21 protein-coding genes and 1 pseudogene are annotated in these 21203 nt (G+C 61.7%); 10 read left to right on the top strand and 12 right to left on the bottom strand.

What is annotated here, in order from left to right; all coding sequences use genetic code 11:
- Nucleotides 1–40: 40 nt before the first annotated feature.
- Nucleotides 41–595: a DUF1697 domain-containing protein gene (locus tag EN850_RS03955; RefSeq protein WP_135880247.1), complete on the bottom strand. Its 555-nt coding sequence runs from the start codon at nucleotides 593–595 to the stop codon at nucleotides 41–43.
- Nucleotides 592–1848 (bottom strand): threonine ammonia-lyase IlvA, encoded by a 1257-nt coding sequence (gene ilvA, locus EN850_RS03950; RefSeq protein WP_136090668.1) that lies wholly within the window; start codon nucleotides 1846–1848, stop codon nucleotides 592–594. The genes EN850_RS03955 and ilvA overlap by 4 nt, the downstream gene beginning before the upstream one ends.
- A gap of 413 nt (nucleotides 1849–2261) precedes the next feature.
- Here ilvA and EN850_RS03945 point away from each other — a divergent pair, with 413 nt between their 5' ends.
- Entirely contained in the window at nucleotides 2262–3335 is a 1074-nt protein-coding gene (locus EN850_RS03945; protein ID WP_136090667.1) for an alpha/beta hydrolase, read from the top strand.
- Nucleotides 3336–3472: 137 nt separating this feature from the next.
- Complete coding sequence (locus tag EN850_RS03940) at nucleotides 3473–4633, top strand: alpha/beta hydrolase (protein ID WP_127869431.1); 1161 nt, start codon at nucleotides 3473–3475, stop codon at nucleotides 4631–4633.
- 24 nt (nucleotides 4634–4657) lie between these two features.
- Here the strand turns inward: EN850_RS03940 and ade are convergent, their stop codons facing one another.
- Nucleotides 4658–6475: an adenine deaminase gene (gene ade, locus EN850_RS03935; RefSeq protein ID WP_136090666.1), complete on the bottom strand. Its 1818-nt coding sequence runs from the start codon at nucleotides 6473–6475 to the stop codon at nucleotides 4658–4660.
- Between the two features lie 171 nt (nucleotides 6476–6646).
- Here ade and EN850_RS37035 point away from each other — a divergent pair, with 171 nt between their 5' ends.
- Nucleotides 6647–6790: a hypothetical protein gene (locus EN850_RS37035; protein WP_246689142.1), complete on the top strand. Its 144-nt coding sequence runs from the start codon at nucleotides 6647–6649 to the stop codon at nucleotides 6788–6790.
- A gap of 720 nt (nucleotides 6791–7510) precedes the next feature.
- Here the strand turns inward: EN850_RS37035 and EN850_RS03925 are convergent.
- Entirely contained in the window at nucleotides 7511–7708 is a 198-nt protein-coding gene (locus tag EN850_RS03925) for a hypothetical protein (protein ID WP_127280503.1), read from the bottom strand.
- Nucleotides 7709–7974: 266 nt separating this feature from the next.
- On the opposite strand from EN850_RS03925, the gene EN850_RS03920 reads away from it, so the two are divergent.
- A complete protein-coding gene (locus EN850_RS03920) occupies nucleotides 7975–9609 on the top strand; it encodes a M20/M25/M40 family metallo-hydrolase (RefSeq protein WP_189590978.1) in 1635 nt (544 codons plus the stop codon).
- Between the two features lie 58 nt (nucleotides 9610–9667).
- On the opposite strand, the gene EN850_RS03915 is transcribed toward EN850_RS03920, so the two are convergent.
- The gene (locus tag EN850_RS03915; RefSeq protein ID WP_135928796.1) at nucleotides 9668–9871 is read right to left on the bottom strand and encodes a hypothetical protein; all 204 of its coding nucleotides are present in this window, start codon (nucleotides 9869–9871) and stop codon (nucleotides 9668–9670) included.
- The gene (locus EN850_RS03910; protein WP_135880241.1) at nucleotides 9868–10134 is read right to left on the bottom strand and encodes a hypothetical protein; all 267 of its coding nucleotides are present in this window, start codon (nucleotides 10132–10134) and stop codon (nucleotides 9868–9870) included. Before EN850_RS03910 ends, EN850_RS03915 begins: the two co-directional genes overlap by 4 nt.
- Nucleotides 10135–10294: 160 nt before the next feature.
- Here EN850_RS03910 and EN850_RS03905 point away from each other — a divergent pair, with 160 nt between their 5' ends.
- The 3 genes from EN850_RS03905 (at nucleotide 10295) to EN850_RS03895 (ending at nucleotide 13503) form a co-directional block, all read left to right on the top strand.
- Entirely contained in the window at nucleotides 10295–11080 is a 786-nt protein-coding gene (locus tag EN850_RS03905) for an SDR family NAD(P)-dependent oxidoreductase (protein ID WP_136090740.1), read from the top strand.
- A gap of 111 nt (nucleotides 11081–11191) precedes the next feature.
- Entirely contained in the window at nucleotides 11192–12370 is a 1179-nt protein-coding gene (locus EN850_RS03900) for a zinc-dependent alcohol dehydrogenase (RefSeq protein ID WP_135928797.1), read from the top strand.
- 488 nt (nucleotides 12371–12858) lie between these two features.
- Nucleotides 12859–13503: a response regulator gene (locus tag EN850_RS03895; protein ID WP_136090664.1), complete on the top strand. Its 645-nt coding sequence runs from the start codon at nucleotides 12859–12861 to the stop codon at nucleotides 13501–13503.
- 20 nt (nucleotides 13504–13523) lie between these two features.
- On the opposite strand, the pseudogene EN850_RS37030 reads toward EN850_RS03895, so the two are convergent.
- Nucleotides 13524–13794 (bottom strand): annotated as a pseudogene (locus EN850_RS37030) (hypothetical protein).
- Nucleotides 13795–13973: 179 nt separating this feature from the next.
- On the opposite strand from EN850_RS37030, the gene EN850_RS03885 reads away from it, so the two are divergent.
- Nucleotides 13974–14804, top strand: coding sequence for a Ku protein (locus tag EN850_RS03885; RefSeq protein WP_136090663.1), 831 nt, complete (start codon nucleotides 13974–13976; stop codon nucleotides 14802–14804).
- Between the two features lie 333 nt (nucleotides 14805–15137).
- On the opposite strand, the gene EN850_RS03880 is transcribed toward EN850_RS03885, so the two are convergent.
- A complete protein-coding gene (locus EN850_RS03880; protein WP_335930831.1) occupies nucleotides 15138–15722 on the bottom strand; it encodes a sigma-70 family RNA polymerase sigma factor in 585 nt (194 codons plus the stop codon).
- A 407-nt stretch (nucleotides 15723–16129) separates the two neighbouring features.
- Between EN850_RS03880 and EN850_RS03875 the strand changes: the two genes are divergently transcribed.
- Entirely contained in the window at nucleotides 16130–17884 is a 1755-nt protein-coding gene (locus tag EN850_RS03875) for a thiamine pyrophosphate-dependent enzyme (RefSeq protein ID WP_127869436.1), read from the top strand.
- Between the two features lie 31 nt (nucleotides 17885–17915).
- On the top strand, nucleotides 17916–18311 hold the full coding sequence (locus EN850_RS03870; RefSeq protein ID WP_127280194.1) for a hypothetical protein: 396 nt from the start codon (nucleotides 17916–17918) through the stop codon (nucleotides 18309–18311).
- Between the two features lie 71 nt (nucleotides 18312–18382).
- Here EN850_RS03870 and EN850_RS03865 read toward each other — a convergent pair whose 3' ends face one another.
- The 4 genes from EN850_RS03865 to EN850_RS03850 form a co-directional block, all read right to left on the bottom strand.
- On the bottom strand, nucleotides 18383–18751 hold the full coding sequence (locus tag EN850_RS03865) for a hypothetical protein (protein WP_127869437.1): 369 nt from the start codon (nucleotides 18749–18751) through the stop codon (nucleotides 18383–18385).
- A 199-nt stretch (nucleotides 18752–18950) separates the two neighbouring features.
- The gene (locus tag EN850_RS03860) at nucleotides 18951–19385 is read right to left on the bottom strand and encodes a hypothetical protein (RefSeq protein ID WP_127280192.1); all 435 of its coding nucleotides are present in this window, start codon (nucleotides 19383–19385) and stop codon (nucleotides 18951–18953) included.
- A 293-nt stretch (nucleotides 19386–19678) separates the two neighbouring features.
- Complete coding sequence (locus EN850_RS03855) at nucleotides 19679–20692, bottom strand: YihY/virulence factor BrkB family protein (protein ID WP_127280191.1); 1014 nt, start codon at nucleotides 20690–20692, stop codon at nucleotides 19679–19681.
- Between the two features lie 154 nt (nucleotides 20693–20846).
- Entirely contained in the window at nucleotides 20847–21203 is a 357-nt protein-coding gene (locus EN850_RS03850) for a hypothetical protein (protein WP_127869438.1), read from the bottom strand.

Here is a 21203-nt window from a genome sequence, read left to right as displayed (position 1 = left end):
ATGCGTGTCGCCGCCGCGTATTTCCGGCGAGACACCTGGATCAATCGCTATCGGACTTGCGCGCCATCTCCAGCAGCGCCAGCACCGAGCGCCAATTGCGGGCCGTGCCCGGCACTTTCAACGTGCGTGGAATGAGGTTGGCAAACACCGATTTGCCAAGCCCGTCCGGCGCGCTGAGATAAAGGACGTCGCCCTTGACCTCGAAGCGCTCGGGCCCGATGCATTTTTCGGCCAGCCGCGCCACCTCATCGGCGGTCGGCTCACGCTCCAGCGCGTAGGCATGGAGCTTCGTGTGGTCGGCGGCCGCTTCCGGATAGGGATTTTCGCGCACCAGCCGTTCGAACCATCCGAAATCGCGCACCATGATGCGCGAATGGAAACCCCATTTTGCCTCGAAAGCCGCCTCGATTCGCTTGGTCAGCGCCGCCGCGTCGCCCTTGTCGGACCGGAATACGGCATTGCCGCTCTGCACATAGGTGGAGACGGCGGAAAAGCCGAGATCCTCGAAGAACGACCGCAGCTCGGCCATCTTGACGATGCGGTTGCCGCCGACATTGATGCCGGAAAACAGGGCGATGAAGACCTTTCCGCTCATATGATGAAACCCGCCAGTGTTTCGTTGTCGGTGATGTCCTGATACTGGACGCCCTCGGCCTCGAAATTCGCCTTGAGCAGATCGAAATTGCGGCGATCCTTGGTTTCGATGCCGATCAGAACCGAGCCGAAGTTGCGCGCCGACTTCTTCAGATATTCAAAGCGCGCGATGTCGTCGTCCGGCCCCAGCATTTCGAGGAAGTCGCGCAACGCGCCCGGCCGCTGCGGGAAGCGGATGATGAAGTATTTCTTCAGGCCTTCGAAGCGCAGCGCCCGTTCCTTGACATCCGGCAGCCGCTCGAAATCGAAATTGCCGCCTGACACCACCGCGACAATGGTCTTGCCCCGGATTTCCTTCCTGGAAAAGTCCTTCAGCGCATCGATCGCCAACGCGCCGGCGGGTTCCAGGACGACGCCTTCGACGTTGAGCATCTCGATCATGGTCGCGCAGAGCCGGTTTTCCGGGATCAGCCGCACGCTGTCGGCGGCAAACTCCTTGAGATAGCGCAAAGGTTCGCGGCCGATCTCGGCGACCGCCGCGCCGTCGACGAAGTTGTCGACCTTGGCGAGCTTCAGCCGTTTTCCGGCCGCAAGGCTCTCACGCAGGCTCGGTGCACCGGCCGGCTCGCAAAAGACGAACCGCGCCTCGCGGCCCTGATCGGCGAAATAGTGCGTCACCCCCGCAGCCAGACCGCCGCCACCCACCGGCAGCATGACGATGTCGGGCATGCGCCTGCCCGGCATCTGGTCCGCGATCTCATAGGCGACCGTCGCCTGGCCCTCGATGATGTCCTTGTGGTCGAAGGGCGGCACCATGTGGGCACCGGAGCTTTCGGTGAATTCGAAGGCGGCGCGGTAGCAGTCGTCGAAAAAATCACCGACCAGCCTGATCTCGACAAAATCGCCGCCAAACAGCCTGGTCTTGTCGATCTTCTGCTGCGGGGTCGGCACCGGCATGAACACCACCCCCTTCTTGCCGAAATGGCGGCAGACGAAGGCAAAGCCCTGCGCATGGTTGCCGGCGGATGCACAGACAAACAGCTCGGCCTGGTTGCCTTCGCCAAGCGCCTTGCGGAAGAAATTGAACGCGCCACGGATCTTGTAGGACCGCACGGGGCTCAAATCCTCGCGCTTCAACAGCACCCGCGCGCCTGTCTTTTTCGACAGATAGTCATTTTCCTGCAGCGGTGTCTGCGGGAAGATCTGGCGGATCGCGGAGGCGGCGGTGGCGACGCGCGAGGAAAAGCTGGTCATGGCAAGATCATCCCGGATCGCCCGCTGGCGAGTTAGACAATAACCCTATTACACATCCGGAACCCTATTACACATCCAGCTCCGCAAGACCATTGCCCGGTCGAGCCCGTGCCTGCAACGGCGCCTTCCCGAAATGCTTGCAAGCACTTGCGAATGTTTGTTCACGCTTTTTGATCGAGCCTGGCCGGGCATCGTTGGACGCCCGAAGTCGACATGCGGCGGGATGCAGGCCCCTGCCGTCCGCCACGTTGCGGCCTTCCTGCCGCTTTGGCTTTCGCGCAACACTGCGATGACCGTCACGAGGCGCCGACCGCATTTTGGCTGGACATGACTTACTTCCGCCGCACTTCGCCTGCTGGGGAGATATCGCGGAGGGTGGATGGCCCTTTTTGGGCTCGATCGGAATTTTTGACGTGCATTTGAAGACGATTTGCATTCTAGCGCTTGCCTTGCTGGTGGCAGGCTGCGGCGGCCGCCAAACCGAGGAACTGCTCGGCAGCGCGGTCATGTCCGCGCCGGTGACGGAAATCGCGGGCAACCACTCGATCTTCATCGCCACGACGCGCAAGAAATCCGACGATCCCAACAAGGTTTTCGACGGCGAACGCTCGGCGACGCTGAACTACGCCCGCGTCAACGTCACCGTTCCGGGAGTCCACACGACCGGCCAGATCGAGCGTCGCTCACGCGGCAAGTCGGATGATCCGGCCAAATATTTCATGGCTTCCGAGGTCGTCGGCTACGATACCCAACCGAAATTCTCCAGCGCGCTCAACGCCGACATCGCGGCGCGCGGCGGCCGGGTGATGGTCTTCGTCCATGGCTACAACACCGGTTTCGACGACGCCGTCTATCGCCTGACCCAGATCGTGCATGATTCCGGCTATCCCGGGACACCGGTGTTGTTTTCCTGGGCCTCGGGTGCCAAGACCACCGACTATGTCTATGACAAGGAAAGCGCCAGCGCCGCCCGCGACCAGCTCGAAGTGACCCTGCGAATGCTGCAGCAGTCCGGTGCGCGGCGCATCGACATTGTCGCCCATTCGATGGGGACCTGGGTGACAATGGAAACGCTGCGCCAGATGGCCATCAGCGGCGACCGTGATCTCGGTGGCAAGCTTGGCGATGTGGTGCTGGCCTCTCCCGACATCGATGTCGATGTGTTCAAGAGCCAAATGCGCCGCTACGGCAAGCCCGACAAGCCGTTCATCCTGCTGTTGTCGGACGACGACCGCGCGCTGAGGTTATCAGGACTGATCGCCGGTTCGCGGCCACGCGTCGGCGACTATAAGGATGCCGCGGATCTTGCCTCCTACGGCGTGACGGTCGTGGATCTGTCGAAGGTCAAAGGCAGCGACGGCTTCAACCACACGAAATTCGCCGACAATCCGGCCCTGGTGAAGATGATCGGCCAGCGGCTGCGCGAGGATGACGGCTTTGCCAGCGACCGCGACGTGACCGACCGCATCAGCCTGCTTGGACAATAGAGGCGGCGCAGCGGATTTCACCGTGCACCATTGCCGAGCCATCAATCCACTTTGAACTGGACCGCGCCGGCCTCTGGCCTTATCGGAATAGTCAGTGACGTCATGCGTTTGACGTCCCCCGCTGCGGGAGCCGACGTGTGACTGTGCGTTTGAAGGGTTTGCTCGTCCTCGCATTTGCGCTCGCCATCGGCGGCTGCGCCGGCCCTACGCATGACCTCCTCAACAAGACCACCATCGCCGCACCGGCTTCGGACATCGCGGCCACGCATGAGATTTTTGTTGCGACGACGCGCCAGAAGGCAACGAAGGATCCGCGGCAGGTGTTCGATAGCGATCGTTCCCTGACCACCAGCTACGCCCGTGTCGACGTCACCGTTCCGAGGAGCCATCAGGTCGGCGCCATCGAGCGGGCCAAGGGGACCGCCAACAGCAATCCGGCCAAGGACTTCACAGCCAAGGATGTCACCTACTATGAAGGCGCGCCGCAATTCGCCAAGGCGGTCGGCGCCGACATCACCATGCGCGGTGACCGCGCGCTGGTTTTCGTGCATGGCTTCAACAATGGTTTCGACGACGGCATCTACCGGCTGACGCAGATCGCCCACGACACGAAATATCCGGGTACCCCGGTGCTGTTCTCATGGGCCTCGAGCGCCAAGACAACAGGGTATCTCTACGACAGGGACAGTGCCAATGCCGCGCGCGACGACCTCGAGGCAACGCTCAGGATGCTTGCCAAGACTCGGGTCAAGAGCATCGACATCATCGCCCATTCAATGGGCACCTGGTTGACGATGGAGGCGCTTCGCCAACTCGCCATCACCGGCGACCGGGATCTCGGCGGCAAGCTCGGCTATGTCATCTTGGCCTCGCCGGACATCGATGTCGACGTGTTCAAGAAGCAGATGATCCGCTACGGCAAACCTACCAAGCCCTTCGCCATACTGCTTTCAGGCGACGATCGGGCCCTGAAGCTGTCGTCCCTCATTTCTGGCGACAAGCCGCGAGTCGGCGATTACGGCAATGCGGCGGACCTCGCCTCCTATGGCGTGGCCGTGGTCGACCTGACCAAGACGAAGGGCGGCGACGGCGGCCTCAACCACGCCAAATTCGCCGACAACCCGTTCCTGGTGCAATTGCTCGGGAACAGGTTGCGCACGCCTGCCGGCCTGGCCGCGGACGAGGACCCGGCACAGCTTAGCAATATCGGTCAGGGCCTCGGAAAGGTCGTCGGCTCCGCCGCCGAAGTCATCATCACGACGCCGTTCAAGGTGCTGACCATCGCCACCGGCGGGTAGACAGCCAAGAGCGGACGGCTGGCCTCAGACGAACAGATCGACTTTCTGGAACGTCGTCACGTCGATCAGCCCGACGTCGGAAATCCTGAGCTCGGGAATGACGACCAGCGCCAGCAGCGAGTGCTGCATGTAGGCGTTGTTGAGGGAGCAGCCCATCTTGCGCATCGCCTCGGTCAGTTTCTCAGCCTTGGCGGCGACGATCTCGGCGCGCTCGTCCGACATCAGCCCGGCGATCGGCATTTCGACCAGTGCCAGTTCCTTGCCCCTGGAGAACAGCACGACGCCGCCGCCGACTTCTCCCAGCCGGTTCACGGCCAGCGCCATGTCCTGCTTGTTGGTGCCAACGCAGATGATGTGATGGGCGTCATGGGCGACACTGGAGGCCATGGCACAGTCGGCCATGTAACCGAAACCGGAGACGAAGGCATTGGTGACACCGCCCGTGCCCTTGTGCCGCTCGACCAGCGCGATCTGGCATATGTCGTTGCGGCGATCCATGGCGACCAGCCCATCCTCGACTGGCAGATCGGCCTCCAGTGCGCGCGTGGGTGCCTGGTTCTCGATGACGCCGATCACCCGCACCCGCACTTCGTTGGCGCCCTTGGGTGCCGCAATATCGAAATCGCCGGCCTTCAGTTTCTTGCCGAGCTTGACGGTGTTCTTCGCCGTCTTCGGATAATCATAGGCCGGAATATCGATGTCGAGCTTGCCGCCCTTGGCCAGCCTGACGCCGCGCGCATAGACCTCGTCAATGCTCATTGCGGTGAGATCGGAGACGATCAGCAGGTCGGCCAACCGCCCCGGCGCGATCGAACCGATCTCGCGTTCCAGCTTGAAATGCTGGGCGGTGTTGAGCGTCGCCATCTGGATCGCGGTCACCGGTTTCAGCCCCTGTTGGATGGCGTGGCGCACCACCCGGTCCATGTGGCCTTCATGGACCAGCGTGCCGGAATGGCTATCGTCGGTGCACAGGATGAAATTGCGCGGATCGATGCCGCTCTCCGTCACCGCCTTGATCTGCGAGGCAACATCGTACCAGGCCGAGCCCAGCCTGAGCATCGCCTTCATGCCCTGGCGCACGCGGGCGATGGCGTCCTCGGCGCGCGTGCCCTCGTGGTCATCCTCGGGTCCGCCGGCGACATAGCCGTGGAACGGCAGACCAAGATCGCGCGAGGCATAGTGGCCGCCGACCGTCTTGCCAGCCTTGACCGTCGCGGCGATCTCGCCCGACATCACCGGATCGTTGGCGGCGACGCCAGGGAAATTCATCACCTCTCCAAGTCCGATGATGTTTTCCCAGGTCATCGCTTCAGCGACATCGGCGACCGTCAGCTCGGCGCCGGCATGTTCAAGCCCGGGCGCCGAGGGCACACAGGACGGCATCTGCACATGCACGTTGATGGGCATGGCCACCGCCTCGTCATGCATCAGCCGCACGCCCGGCAGGCCCAGCACATTGGCGATCTCGTGCGGATCGATGAACATCGAGGTGGTGCCGTGCGGGATGACGGCGCGGCAGAATTCGGTGACCGTCACCATGCCGCTCTCGACATGCATGTGCGCGTCGCAAAGGCCGGGCACGAGATAGCGTCCGCCTGCGTCGACCACCTTGGTGCCCTGCCCGATCGTGTGGCTGGCATTCGGCCCGCAATAGGCGAAGCGGCCTCCTGATATGGCGATGTCGGTGCCGGCGATGATCTCGCCCGAATGGACGTTCACCCAGCGCCCGTTGCGGATCACGAGATCGGCGGGTTTGCGGCCCATCGCGACATCGACCAGATCGGTCGCCATTTCGGTCCACGGTTTGGGTTTCGTCGCACGGGCGGGCGGCTTCCTGGCCATCAAAGACTCCTGTTTGCCCGACTGTGCCAAGCCGACGGCGTTTTGGCCAGCGAGGAAGCGTGGATTTGCCCGGAGATTGCCGGATCGGCGCCGAAGCCGACCTCAACTATTCCTCGATCGATGGCACGGCGGAACTCGGCGGGCCCGGAAAAGTCGTAGGCGATTGATCGTGTGCTGGTCTACGGCATAGGCGGCGTCGCCCTCGCCGGCGTCGAGACGTCGCAAGATGCGGGCACCGCCTTCTCAGACACACTCACCACCGTCGGCTGGACCGTCGGTGTCGGCGTCGATTACGCGCCGACCGACAAGTTCTGAGCGTCACCACCGGCGTTGCTCAACAAGCAGCGCGCAGACCAGTCTTGGCCGAAGTGGGCGGCGGCCGGCGTCCCCAGTGGGCGGGGGAATGGGTTGGGCCTGAGAGGCGCCGGCCATGGCGGATCAAGTCCGCCGCGCAGATATTTACCGATGCCCACGGCGCGGATAATTCCGTGATCGCGCCAGTATCGTTACGCGACCTCCTCTGGGTTGCGTGTTCAGGCTCCGCAGAACACGACTTGACGGGCTGTGTCTGGCATCTGAAAAGGGCTGGACTGCGGACGTGGCGGAATTGGTAGACGCAAGGGACTTAAAATACGGCTCCGGCAATCCCGATGTGTCCGTAAAGGTCCCGACCAGCTCGGTTTTTCGGTAATTGTCTAATCTCGATAGCCGCTTGCGTACCTCTACGTCCCTGCCCCTCATCGCCCGTCCGGTGCCAATTGCGGTGCCAATTTTTTCCTGCGAGTATCTGCATGAGGCGCATCAGCGGGTTGCGATAGCACCGATGCCGGTGGCGAGGGAAGGGGTTTGTAATCCCCAAAGTCATCGCGACAGGGTTTCAGAATTGGCAGACTGTTGCCTGCGCGGCCATACTTGTTGGGTGTCGCCCAGGCGCCCGCTCCGCGCCTTTTCCGCAAGCCCGCGCTTCTGTTGCCTGCGGCATATGCGCGGCCTTGTCAGTATTTCGATTGCTCCCGGCGTGGCATTTGTCGCATTCTATTTGTTGCGCCTGGTCGTGAGCGCATCGCCCAGGTCGTGCTTGTCGGGATCCTTCAGGTTTTCGCCCGCTGCGTCACGATCTTCAGCCGGATCATCCTTCGCCGGCAAATAACCGCGAGGACGGTTTTCCGGCGGGCCTTCCCAGCGTGGCTTCTGATCGGTGCTGCCGGGAGGGCCATTGTCGCGTGAGGTCATATAATCTCCCTAGATTGTGGAGATCTGGATTGGTCAACCGTGTTTGACTTGCCTGGTCGACGGCCCGCATCTCCTGGAACGGGATGCTGCCCAACCAGCCACCGAGCGAGTTGTTCCAATCGCAGGCCAGATAATCAGCATCCACATTCCGACAACGAGGTATCGACAGGGGAGACTTGCCGCTGCTAGGCCCAGCCGGTCGCGCTCTTGAAGGAACAAGCTAGCCGACGCTAAACTCGACCTCTCGAAGCATGTCGGAGACGGTGATGAACGGTGGAGCAAAAGAGGGCTTGCCCGCCTGCGCCGAACGCTGGGCGCTCGCCCTGACCGAGCGCAGGAGCGTCACCGGGAGCGAGGATGAAGCATCGTTCGGGCCATGGCTTGCCGGCAAACTTCGCCAAGAGACAGCCTTTCGCCATGCGGAAATCTGGACGATCGAGGTCGAGCCCGGAGACGGCCGACACTGCGTGGCGATGCTGCTGCGCGGAGGTGGCCGGGCCACTGTGGTGCTGACGGGACATTACGACACCGTCACGACGCGCGACTATGGCGAGCTTGAGGAACTCGCGACCCGGCCGGGCCTGCTCACGCCTGCGCTCGGCAAGACCCTGGCCACAGCCGAGACGGCCGCCGCCCGACGCGCACGCGTCGATTTTGCCTCCGGAGAGTTTCTCGCCGGACGCGGTCTGCTCGACATGAAGGCGGGCCTTGCCGCGGGATTGGCCGTCTGCACGCAATTCGCGGAGAGCATCAATCCGGCGGGGAACATCTTCTTCCTCGCCGTACCCGATGAAGAGAACAACTCGGCCGGCGCGCGCAGGGCGGCGCAGGCTCTTCCTACCATCGCCGACGAATGCCAACTGGAATTTGCGGCCGCGATCAATCTCGATGCGATCGCGGACGATGGCGACGGCAGTAAGGGGCGAATCATCGCGCTGGGCACTGTGGGCAAGCTGCTGCCGACGGCTTATGTTGTCGGCGTTCCCGCTCATAGCGGTTTTCCGCTGAATGGCTTGAATGCCGCGACGCTGGCTGCCGCGATAGCCACGCGTGTGGAATGGGCGCCGGAGCTGACCGATCAGTCCCGGTCGGAGCCCGGCACGCCGGCGAGCCTGCTCAGCATTCGCGACGGCAAGGCCGGCTATGACGTGACGACACCGGCAAGCGCCTATGCCAGCTTCAATGTACTGAGCTATCGCAGGACACCCGGCGAGGTGTTCGACCGGTTCGAACAGCTTTGCGCACAAGCGGCTTCGACTTGCCTGGGCGCTCTCAAACAGCGGCTCGGCCCGGGTAACGAGCCGGCCGCTATCGACGTAGTCGACAACATTGCCCTATACCGTTACGAGGCTGTCGCTGACCGCCTCGATGGGAAAGCCATATCCAGGGTTGGCGCACTGGGCGCGTCGCTCGCGGCCAGTGAACTTTCGCTACCTGAACAATGCCGGCTTGTCATCGAAGAGGCATGGCGGCTGAGCCGTTTGTCAGGTCCGGCGGTGGTCATAGGCTTTGGCTCCATACCTTACCTGCCAACGAACCTGTCGCAGACCCCCGCAGCCAGAAGGCTGCGCGCGATTGCCGGCGACATTGCCGCCAACGCAGACGGACTCTACGGCTGTACGATTGCTTGCGCCGATTATTTCGCCGGCATCTCCGATATGAGCTTCTTTGGTGAAGCGGCAGAATCGTCGCTCGATGTGGTCGCCCGCAACACGCCTATGTGGAGCGACGGGGTGCGCTGGCCCGCGCACCGAGGCCTTGCCAATATCCCGACGATCAATATCGGCCCGTGGGGGCGTGATTATCACACGCCGCTCGAACGGCTGCACACTGGGTATGCGTTCAGCGTCCTGCCACGTGTTCTCAGCCAAACCTGCAGGGCCCTGCTTAACGCGGAGTGACGCAGCCCCGCCTCATATCCCTGCGTGGGCAAGGGCACAGGCCGGTTCCCGCCCGAGTTCAGGGCTTGGCTGGCTGCGTGGGCTGGGTGCCTTGCTGATCCCCGCCGGAGCTCGTCTGAGGCGTCGGATTGCTGTCGACTTTCGGATTTTTGTCGACAGGCTGACTGTTCACCGTATCGGTCTTGGACTTGGCCGGATCCGCGCTGTTCTCATTGCACCCAGCCAACGCGAAGAGCGCCGCAATTAGCAGAATCGTTCTCATTTCAAGTCCTCCTGACCTGCTTTCGGCACCACGTCGGACCAACGTCCCGTGCGGTCGAAGCGAACCGACAGGCCCTGTTTCATTGCCTTCCTGGCCAGCATGAGGTCGAGTTCCGCATCATTGACGGGGCTGCGCATGACCGACCGGATGACATTGCAAGCCAGTTCCGTCGAGACGAAGTCACAGGTTTTGCTTCTGGCGACGACATACTGCTCGATCAGTATATCAACGCGCCTGAGGGCGATGTCTTGCGCATACTGCATCCGCGGCTCCCTTTGCCGCCGAACTGTCGGCCACGAAGGTTGTTCCACCTTGCCCGAGAAAACTTGTCGACCGGGAGCGCGTCGTCGGACGCGGGCAACCGACCACGGAACAATCCTGGCTTGGGATGGTTGGGGGCGGCGGTCAGGAGCGGAGGATATGATGACGGCAACTAAACTCGCGGTGGTAACCGGGGCCTCAAGCGGCATCGGCAAGGAACTTGCCAAGCTCTGCGCGAAGGCTGGTTATAACCTTGTCATCGCGGCCGATGAGCCGGCGATCAAGCAGGCGGCAGAGGCGCTGTCTTCGCACGACGTGGCGGTCGAGGCGCTTGAGGTCGACCTGGCAACCGTGGAGGGCGCCGACAGATTGGTGTCGCGGATCGGAAATCGGGATATCGACCTGCTCTTTCTGAATGCGGGGCGCGGCCTGGGTCACGGCTTCGTCGACCAGGACTGGAACAAGATCCGTCGCATCGTCGACACCAATATCACCGGAACAATTTATCTGGCCCATCAACTGGCCGCGAGGATGGCCAGGCGCGGACGCGGGCGTATTCTGTTTACCGGATCGATCGCCGGCTTCATGCCGGGCACGTTCCAGGCAGTCTACAACGGCACCAAGGCGTTCATCGATTCTTTCGCCATCGCGCTACGGCACGAATTGAAGGACACCGGCGTCACCGTGACGGTGCTGATGCCCGGTGCGACGCAGACGCGGTTCTTCGAACGTGCCGAAATGATGGACACCAAGGTCGGCACCGACGAGAAGGACAATCCGGCCGACGTCGCGCGCGCCGGCTATGACGCGTTGCTGGCGGGCGAGGAACAGGTCATCAGCGGCTGGAGGAACAAGCTCCAGGTGGCAGTCGCCCATGTCACCCCGGCTGGCACCCTGGCTGAACAGCACCGCAAGATGGCCGAACCGGGATCGGCTCCGAAAGGCTGACTTGTCGACGACACGCCGAGGCTGTCGGCCGACACCCGGGCGGCCCCGCATCTTTCCACATCCACCGGCCGACGCGATCGCATCGGCCCTTCCAGCCCAGGGAGCAACATGATGAAAGCCCTCACATGGCACGGCAAAGGCGATATACGCTGCGAACAGGTAGCCGACCCGGCAATCGAGGACGACCGCGACGTTATCATCAAGGTGACGTGTTGCGCCATATGCGGATCGGACCTGCATCTCATGAACGGCTATATGCCGACCATGAAGTCGGGCGACGTGCTCGGCCATGAAACCATGGGTGAAGTGGTCGAAGTCGGCAAGGGCCATTCGAAGTTCAGGAAAGGCGACCGCATCGTGGTGCCTTTCAACATTTCCTGCGGCGAGTGCTGGTTTTGCAAAAGCGGGCTGTTCTCGCTGTGCGACAACTCCAATCCCAATGCCAAGGAGGCGGCCAAGGTGATGGGACAGTCGCCGGCCGGCCTGTTCGGATACTCGCATCTGGTCGGCGGCTACTGGGGTGGCCAAGCCGAGTATCTGCGCGTTCCGTTCGCCGATGTCGGCCCCATCAAAGTGCCCGACGGGATGGATGACGAGCAAGTGCTGTTCTTGTCCGACATCTTTCCGACCGGCTATATGGCGGCTGAGAATGCCGGCATCGAGCCGGGCGACACGGTGGCGATCTGGGGCTGCGGTCCAGTCGGCCAATTCGCCATCCAAAGCGCATGGATGCTCGGCGCCGGTCGTGTCATCGCCATCGACAAGGTTCCCGAGCGGCTCGCCATGGCCCGCGACCACGGCAGGGCCGAGACGCTCGATTTCAGCAATTCCGACATCTATGACGCCCTGATGGCGATGACCGGCGGTCGTGGCCCGGACCGCTGCATCGATTGCGTCGGTACCGAATCCGATCCGGGCGCCAGCTTCGACGCCATGGTCGACAAAGTGAAGGCAGCCGTCTATCTCGGCACCGACAGACCGCATGTGCTGCGCGAGGCGATCTACTGCTGCCGCAAGGGCGGTACGGTCTCCGTTCCCGGCGTCTATGTCGGACTTCTCGACCATATCCCGTTTGGCGCCGCCATGAACAAGGGGCTCACCTTCCGGATGGGTCAGACACATACGCAGCGCTACCTGGAACCGCTCCTGGCCAAGGTTCAGGAGGGCGAGATCGATCCCTCCTTCGTCATCACCCACAGGGCGGATCTCGACGCCGGTCCCGACCTCTACAAGACCTTCCGCGACAAGCAGGATGGCTGCATCAAGGTGGTAATGCGGCCTCATGGCTGAGACTGAACCAGCCTTTCCACCCAAGAATGACCTGATGCCGCAAAACCCGCCATCCGGTCGCCAAGTGCCAGCGGCTTTCCATCGCGGAGGGGACGAAACCGATACCGACGCCGGAGCCCGCCGGTGGCCCCAAGACCGTCGGCCCCTACCCTATAGTCAACACCACACGACAATCCCGCTGCCAATCGCAACATCGGCCGAAAGCGTCAGGCCGGCGCCACGCCGCGACCGACGGATGAACCGATTGACTGACACTTCCGGCCCCGAGGATACCGATACCTTGGAAGCCATCCCGGGCAACGCCGCCTAACGGCGACGACCTGAAACCCTCTGCCTCGGCCGCGGCGCCGGGCGACGGAACAAGCTGGGACCAAATCCGTTGTGCCGAGGACGGACGGTGTTCAGTGACCAAGCGTTTGACCGAAAGAAAGCCGGTTACGGCCCAGGTTTGGGCTCGGTGTCGACCAGGCGCCTGCAGGCCGCGCAGGATGAACGGTCTTGCCAAACAGGCAACGTCCGTTCTTGATCAAAGAAAGGATAGTGGGGTGCGCAATCTGCGAGGCGTGCGGCTTCTTATCGTCGAGGATGAATGGTTGCTGGCCGACGACCTTGCACGCTATTTCAGCAATATGGGCGCGGTGATTCTGGGCCCGGCGGCCACGCTCGAACAGGCCGCGATACATACGCAGACGGCCGAGGCGGCGATCCTGGATATCGACATCAACGGCCGCCGGGTATTCCCTATCGCCGACCAATTGCTCCGGCGGGGCGTGCCCTTCGTGTTCTTCAGCGGCGTAGGCGATATCACCATTCCTGAGCATCTGCGTTGTGCCAGCAATCTTTGGAAATCCTCCACCAGCAAGGAAGTCTCCAATGCCTTGTTCCCGCCGTTCTCGCGCGACGACGACAAGCCGACCTCTCCCGACGACGTGTTCGCGCTTCTGCCCAAGCTGAGGCTGGCGGCGCGTTTGCTACTCGCAGACGTCAACGCTTCCGATCGACTGGTCGAGAGGACGCTCGAATTGGCGCTCCGCGATATCGACCAAAGGCAGGCCGGGCTCTCCACCGAGGATTGGCTGAACCGCGTCATGCACAATGTAGTCAGTTCCGGCGGTGCCGGCCTTCTGAACTGAGGCTGCAATGCCGCGACGCGCTACCGATCTATCCGTGCGCCGCGGACCGAGGCTGTCGCTCTAATACGGTCACGCTTGACGAATTTTTTGAAGCGGCTGGTCTTACCGGCGCCGGTCTTGGCCCGATGAAGAAACGCCAGATCATGTCCTCGAAGATACGAAAGAACTCTTCCCATTCGATAGCTACGAATGATTCTTCCGGTTCGCCGAAATCGATGCTTAGAACGCCACCTTCTCGCCGGCCGCGCACCCGGCTGGCCTACCTTTCCGCTCCTCTGCCTATTTGCGGATGTCGTCATGTCGATTGTCGTCTGCGCTTCGGACATAGGAGGTCTCCTGTCGATTTCGGTGCCGCCACGTTCTGCCTTCCCCGTGGCGTCGAGGGTGCCTAACACCATCCCGACGGCGGTGTTCCAGGAACAATTGCGACCGGCATCCGTTGGTGGCCATCAGCGATTGAGAGGTCCCGCATGGTTGCGCCACGAGCCGCTTGGAAAGGTTTTTTGAAGGTCGGATCCGTCACCTGTGGCGTGAAGATAATTGGCGCCACCAGCGAGGCCTCCAGGATCCATTTCAAGATACTCAATCGCAAGGACGGGCTGCCGGTCAAAAGTGCCTATGTCGATGAAGCAACCGGGGAGGCCGTTGATGCCGAGGATCAAGTGAAGGGTTTCGAAATCGACACTGACGACTACGTCCGCATCGAGCCTGACGAGATCAAGAAGCTGAAGCTTACCTCAGCCCATACATTGGAGGTCGGCGAATTTGTCGAGTTGGGCGATATCGACACACGCTACCTTGAAAAGCCCTATTACCTGATCCCCGCGGACGGCGCGGCGGCCGAGGCCTTTGAAGTGATCCGCAAGGCCATGGAAAAGAAAAAGGTCGCTGCCCGCTCTTGTGTGGTCCTCTATCAGCGCGGTCGTGAAGTCCTGATCCAGCCCTTCGGCAAAGGCATGCTTCTGACCGAGTTGCGCAGCGACAGCGAAGTAATCTCCGAGCAAAGCGTTTTCAAGGAGATCAAGAAAGTCGAATACGATTCCGACCTTACCGAAATCGCCAGCCTGCTTATCGAAAAGAAAGTGACCAGGTTCGATCCCTCGAAATTTGAAGACACTTACGAAGATGCGCTGATCGCGATGATCGAAGCCAAGCGCAAAGGCGAAGCGCCGCCAAAATCCGCTCGCCGGCCAAAGGAGAACGTCGTCAACCTTGCCGAGATATTGCGCAAGAGCCTAGCGCAGGAGGGCAGCGGGTCGCGGAAGGGCAAAGCTACCGCCTCCAAGAAGAGATCGGCCTAGTTGCCACCATCAATCGTAGCCGCGGATGTAGGTCGTTCGCGCATGCCGGACCTCCTTGCAAAGCGGGACGCGTGCCGTCACACTGGACGCGAAGAGATCGACATTCCTCAGAGGCGACGATGCCCCGCTCGAGCCAGACCACCCCTCCCACTGGTATCTTGGTGGATTTGAAAATCGCTTCACTCCTGACCGCGATCGAACAGGAGAAGGTACCCGATCGGTTGATCCGACTTGCCGTCGAATTGCAGAACGCGCTTGTCGAAAAGCGGCGGCGGGAATTGACAAACTGATCCACGGAGAACTCGGCCCTTGGACAATCGCTGGATAATCCCATCAGGGATGATGGTCGGTGCCGAGATCAAGCTGTCCGTCCGACAAATGTGCTCGCCGTTCCACCAGTGTCTTGAGTGACCTTTCGCCGAGTGATTCCAGCACGCCGGCGCGCGCCCGATTGAGCCGGCTTTTGACCGTCCCGATCGCGCAGCCGCATATATCGGCGGCTTCCTCATAACTAAACCCCAGCACTCCGATCAGCATCAGGATCTCACGCTGATGTTCGGGCAGCTGCTGAATGGCACGGTGAACCTCCCTGCTCTGGACGGACCATTCCTGCGTGGCTTCCGAAATCGGGCGTAAGGACGCGCAATCGAGGAGACCGGGCGCCTCCCGGACGGCGGCTTTTATTCGGGTGTAATACGTGTTGCGCATGATGGTGAAGAGCCACGACTTCATGCGTGTTCCGGGTTCGAATTTGTCGGTATTGGCAAGCCCCTTAGTCAGTGTCTCCTGCAAAAGGTCGTCGGCGTCATCGGGGACACGGCAGAAGGTTCGCGCGAAAGCCCGGAGGGCGGGTATAAGATCGACGATGGAATTCTCTTCGTTCGGCTTGTTGACCAACGCATAGCGTCCGGATGACAACGATCCAACTCCCAAACAGTACGAGTGTGAATGCAGCCTAAGCTTAATGCGCGGCTGTTTGGTTCGTTCCGCCACGCCTTAAGCTCCGGCGAATAATGTCCGGGCCGAAGCGTCGGACGACATGGCGTCGCCAGCAGCGCTTTTGGAACAAGGCTGGGTACGGGGAGTTAGGTGCCGTGACCGGCCAGCCGGGGCACAACATCGAACCGGCGAAATGGGCCGAGGCTCCGGGTCGGCGGAGTGCAAATTGCGGTTCTACTCTCGCAGGCATGTGAATGGAGCGCGCCTAGGCGGATTCCATCCGATCCTGACCTACAGACCGGACCTGACTCCATTGATTTCCGGTATCAAGGAACCAACTCGCCGTTCGCCGGTTCGGTCGCCATCCACCGGAGAGACAATTCGGCATGTCCAACGCAGCAGAGATACTCATCGAGACACTGATCGCATGGAATGTGGAGGTGGTGTTCGGCCTTCCGGGAGATGGCATAAACGGCATCATGGAAGCGCTTCGCACAAGGCGCGGAAAAATAAAGTTCATCCAGGTCAGGCATGAGGAATCGGCTGCGTTCATGGCATGCGCCTATGCAAAATGGACCGGAAAGCTGGGCGTCTGCCTGGCCACATCGGGCCCCGGCGGCACACATCTCTTGACCGGGCTCTACGACGCGAAGCTTGACCAGGCGCCAGTCCTGGCAATCACGGGAATGCAGTTTCACGATCTGATCGAGACGTTCACCCAGCAGGATGTCGACCTCACACGCGTGTTCAACGACGTTGCGGTCTACAATGTTCAGGTCTCCGACGCCGCCCATATGGAAAACGTCGCCAGTCTCGCGTGCCGCACCGCTTTGGCACGCAAGGGCGTTGCTCATCTTTCGATTGCCAGCGACACCCAGGAACAGGAGAGCGAGCCGACGAAACGCTCCAAGCGCAATCGTCCCGAGCACACGCCGCAAAATATGTTCACAGGCCATATGGTGGCGCAAGACGTCGAGTTGGACAAGGCAGCAGCCGTTCTCAACGAGGCCCCGCGCGTGGCGATCCTGGCCGGCCGTGGTGCGCTGGGGGCGGCAAGCGAACTGGAGCGAACTGCCCAGCTGCTGCAGGCGCCGGTGGCCAAGGCCCTGCTCGGCAAGGCGGTGCTGCCGGACGATCATCCCTACACGACCGGTGGCATCGGCATTCTGGGAACACTGGCATCGCAGGATATGATGGAGAACTGTGACGCCGTGCTGATCGTCGGTTCGACTTTTCCATATATCGAGTACTACCCCAAACCCGGACAGGCCCGGGGCGTCCAGATTGATTGCGACGCGCAACGGATCGGCCTGCGCTTCCCGGTAGAGGCGGGGCTCGTCGGCGATGCGGCCGAGACATTGCGCGCGCTCAACCGGCGGCTGACGCAGAAGCCTTCCAATGAATTTCTGCTGCGGGCGCAGGACAACATGGGCAAGTGGCGCGAAATGATGCGGCAGTCCGAGGACGCGCAGGCCCATCCCGTAAAACCACAATTGGTCGTCCGCGCATTCGGAGAAAGATTGGCCAGCAATACGGTGCTGGCCACCGATTCAGGCCAGAATACCGAACTGGCGGCACGCCATGTCGACTTGCGCGAGGGCCAGGCATTTGGCCTCTCGGGCGCTTTGGCGTCGATGTCCTGCGGGCTAGCCTACGCAATCGCCGCCGGGATCGCATTCCCTGGCCGACCGGTCGCCGCCATCGTCGGTGACGGTGGCCTCGCCATGCAGCTCGGCGAATTCTCCACCGCGGTGCGTTACGGCGTTCCGCTGAAGCTTCTGGTCCTCAAGAACAATATGCTCAACCAGATCGCGTGGGAGCAGATGATGTTTCTCGGCAACCCGCAATTCGGCTGCGAACTGGCGCCGATCGACTTTGCCAAGGCGGCCGAGGCAATGGGCGCAAAGGGGTTGCGCATCGATCGGGCCGACCAGATCGAGGCTGTTCTGGACGAAGCGTTCGCCGTCGACGGCCCGGTGATAGTCGAGGCGCTTGTCGATGCCTATGAACCGATGATGCCGCCCAAGATGCCGTCCCACTATGCCAGGAATTTCCGGAAGGCCCTGCCGCAGACGCCGGGCCACGAACAGATCGAAGAGAATATCGCCCGGGAGCCCGCCAGATCTATGATGGATGTCTGACGGGTGCGGGTCCAACAAGGAGAATCCGCCATTGCGCTTTTTCGCGGCACTTGTGATTTCAGTTCTGTTTCAGCTGTCGCCCAGCCATGCTCAGACTGCGGGGCCGCGGGCAGCGGGCGACTTGTCCCTGCCCTTGGATCCGTTGGATCAGGATGCGCCAGATCAGGGTCAATTCGATTTCAGCAACGGGTTTACGCGGGTCGCCATCATCTCCATTGACGACCTTCCCCCGGACGTCAAGATGCAGGCCGAGCGTATCGTTGCCCAGACCACCGCGGATGACCTGCGAGCCTTGCAGAACTCGATCGACGGGTCCCAGCAGGCAACGGCGGCGCTAACGCAGAATGGGCTGAACTCCTCCCAGGTCATCGCGGCCAACGTCGATGGAGACGGTACGCTTACGCTGGTCATTCAGACCACGACATAGAGATCATCCGGAGTTCGAGCCATGGTCACTTCCCGATGCTCAACCGGCAGATTGGATGGGCCCATCACGGGCTACATGCCGCGATCTGGAACATATAGGCAGTACGAGCGCTGGGGCTTGGCGTCCCCGCCGGGCTTGCATTCGTGAAAATATTCATCGTGCGAGCGTTTGATGCGGTGATCGCTGTAGGGGATCAATTCTCCGGTCGACAGCTGATATCCGTTCCGGGTTTCCTTCACGTCCGAAGCAGGCGCCTGGTAGCAGTCGACACCCGAACAGCAGGAGCTGTCATATTGCCATCCGGCCGGGGCCTGGTGGGCGGCGGCCGGAACGACGTGGAACGCCAGGGCAAGAACCGTAGCCAGCGTGCGCCGGGAACCCTGGCTCGATGTTCCTTGCAGGGGCACCGGCGTTCCTTGATCCTTGGACCTTCTGCTCATTGCCGTTGACCCCTATTGCGTGAGGCCTGATGCACGTCGATCGACCCAAGCTATCCCGGTGGCTTCCGGAGCCCGCTGCCCGGGGGGAGAGGCAGCGAGCCACTGGGGACTGACCGGAGGGGGGAAAGCATCCGGCCGCGTCCCTAACAGCGATCATGGCACAATGTTCCAGCGGTTTCCGGTTTCGGCGGAACGCATCTCAATGTGCCCACAACTGCCGCCGCAGCCACGCAGCGATCCTGTTGCCGGTCAAGATCCTGCGGACCCGCGCAGAAACCCACCCTGCCTGCATGGTGGAGCCGACATGACAGCTGCACACGATATCGTGCAATTGCCAGTCGGAGAGTTCGAAGAAGCGCTTGGCTTCGCCGTAGCTGTCATTGCTCAGGCCGCATGCACGCAACAGCGAATCTTCGAACGCGACCGTGATCGGCGAGCCTGCGGCGCGCGCTTCCTGCCGCACCGAGGCGCGCATGTGTTCGGTGCCGGTAAGCGCGGCGAGGCATCGCGACGGGTTCTCCCCGAGAAGGTCGGCCCAACGTTGCAACCTCTGCGTCCTGGTCATGCGCGGGGCAGGCACCGAGGCGTTTACCTCAGCGATCGCCTGCAATTGATCGAGTGTCTGGTGTTTCATGGCTGGCTCCTGTTGCTCGCTCCAGCATCCTTCGCCGGAATCTCGCGGTAAGGTGCGGTCGTGGAAGCCCGCGCCGTCCTGAGGGAAAGAGGCGCGGGCCGATCTGGTGTTTCCACCGATCTTCCGCAGACACCACGCGGCGGCATCTGAAGCGATCCAGAACTGCCAGCGTCGACCAATGTTCCACGCCCGCGTGTATTATTTGGATGATCTTGCCAAGGACGGCCGGGCCTCCGAACCAATCACCCGCCGGCTGACCCGTCATTGGAATTCTGCGGCTCGGACGGCGCATGTCAGGGACGACGCAAGCCGAGGACGAGGCTGGTCAACGTAGCGGTCGCGCAAGCCACTGCAACCAGCGTCACGATCCCGGCGGAGTTGCCTGTACCAAATGGGTCGACGTCTTTCGATGGCAACTCACCTGTCGCAGGCACGTCCCCGTGCGCCAGCGCGCCCAGATCCGATCTGCTGCCGTGCCGAACCGAGTAGGCGCGCGTGAATTCCGCACCGAGAAGAAAAATTTCCGCTGAATAGTAGACCCACAACAATATGACGAGGAGACCGCCGGCGGCTCCGTAGGACGACGCGATGGCGCTGGAGCCGATATACCAGCCAATAAACGATTTTCCGACAGTGAACAGAAAAGCAGTGACGACAGCACCGATGCCGACATCGCGCCATGTCAAGTTTCGATCGGGCAGGATTTTGTAAATCGCGGCGAACATCATCGAGATCAGCACGAACGACGAGACCAGATTGATGGCGGCGAGGATCAGGGCGCCAAACGGCATGTGAGCGTTGATGATATCGCCTAACACCGCGATCGCCGCGCTGGCCGCGAGCGATACGAGCAGCATGAAACCCAGTGCAGCGACCAGGCCCAGACTTGCCGCCCTTGCACGCATAAGGCGCGACAACGAAACACCCTGCGGTTCAACCTTCCATATCGTGTTCAGCGACTGCTGCATCTCGCCAAAGACACCTGAAGCGGTTACGAGCAAGGTGGCGATGCCGATCAGCGCCGCCAAGGTCCCGGACGATTTTCGGGACGCGCTTGCCAGTACGCTCCGCAGGAGGTCTGCGCTTTCCGGCCCCATCAGACCCGACAGCTGGGCAGACAAGGCCACTTGGGCGGCCTCGTGACCGAAAGCAAGGCCGGCGATCGCGACGACGATGAGCAGTATCGGCGCCAGTGACGTCGTGGCGTAGAACGCAATCGCAGCGCCGTGGCTTAGCGCATTGTCGTTGACAAAGCCCACGGCACTTTCGCGCACCAGGTTCCAGGTGTCCGTGATCAGGGGTCGCATGGTCGAGACCGTAAGCCGTGCCTGCAATGGCGTTCACTAGCAATGCGCGCGGACTGCCTATGTTCCCGTTGCCGGCGATGTGGTCACTTCAAATGCGCCTCGCGGCCGATGCCAACATTGCGCTGCTTTCGCATACGGCCAGGCGACAACCGCGTCATCCTCGTCGCTTTCCCTGAATCCGATGCGGTTCGGCTTCGCCTGTCATCTGGGAGAGTTCGGTCATCGGACACAGCAAACGCGGCCGCTTCGGATCGGAGATATCGAGCATATCCCAAGGGATGCGATAGAAGCCATCGCGCCGCCGCAGCCTGAAAAGATCGAGCAATGCCGAGCCGATAGAGAAAGCAGAAAGCCGCTCCAGCGCGGCATAGATGCCAACGTGAAATTCGGTCACCACGAGATCGCCGCCCACCTGTTCGGCGTGTATCTCCTCTATATGGCCTACGCTTTTGCCGCGTAGCGACAGCACGCGCCTGCCGGCAAGATGTTCGAGGTTGACGGTGGTGGTCAT

Source organism: Mesorhizobium sp. M8A.F.Ca.ET.207.01.1.1 (genome assembly GCF_004794715.1).
GTDB lineage: Bacteria > Pseudomonadota > Alphaproteobacteria > Rhizobiales > Rhizobiaceae > Mesorhizobium.
This window is presented reverse-complemented; position numbering and strand designations above follow the sequence as displayed.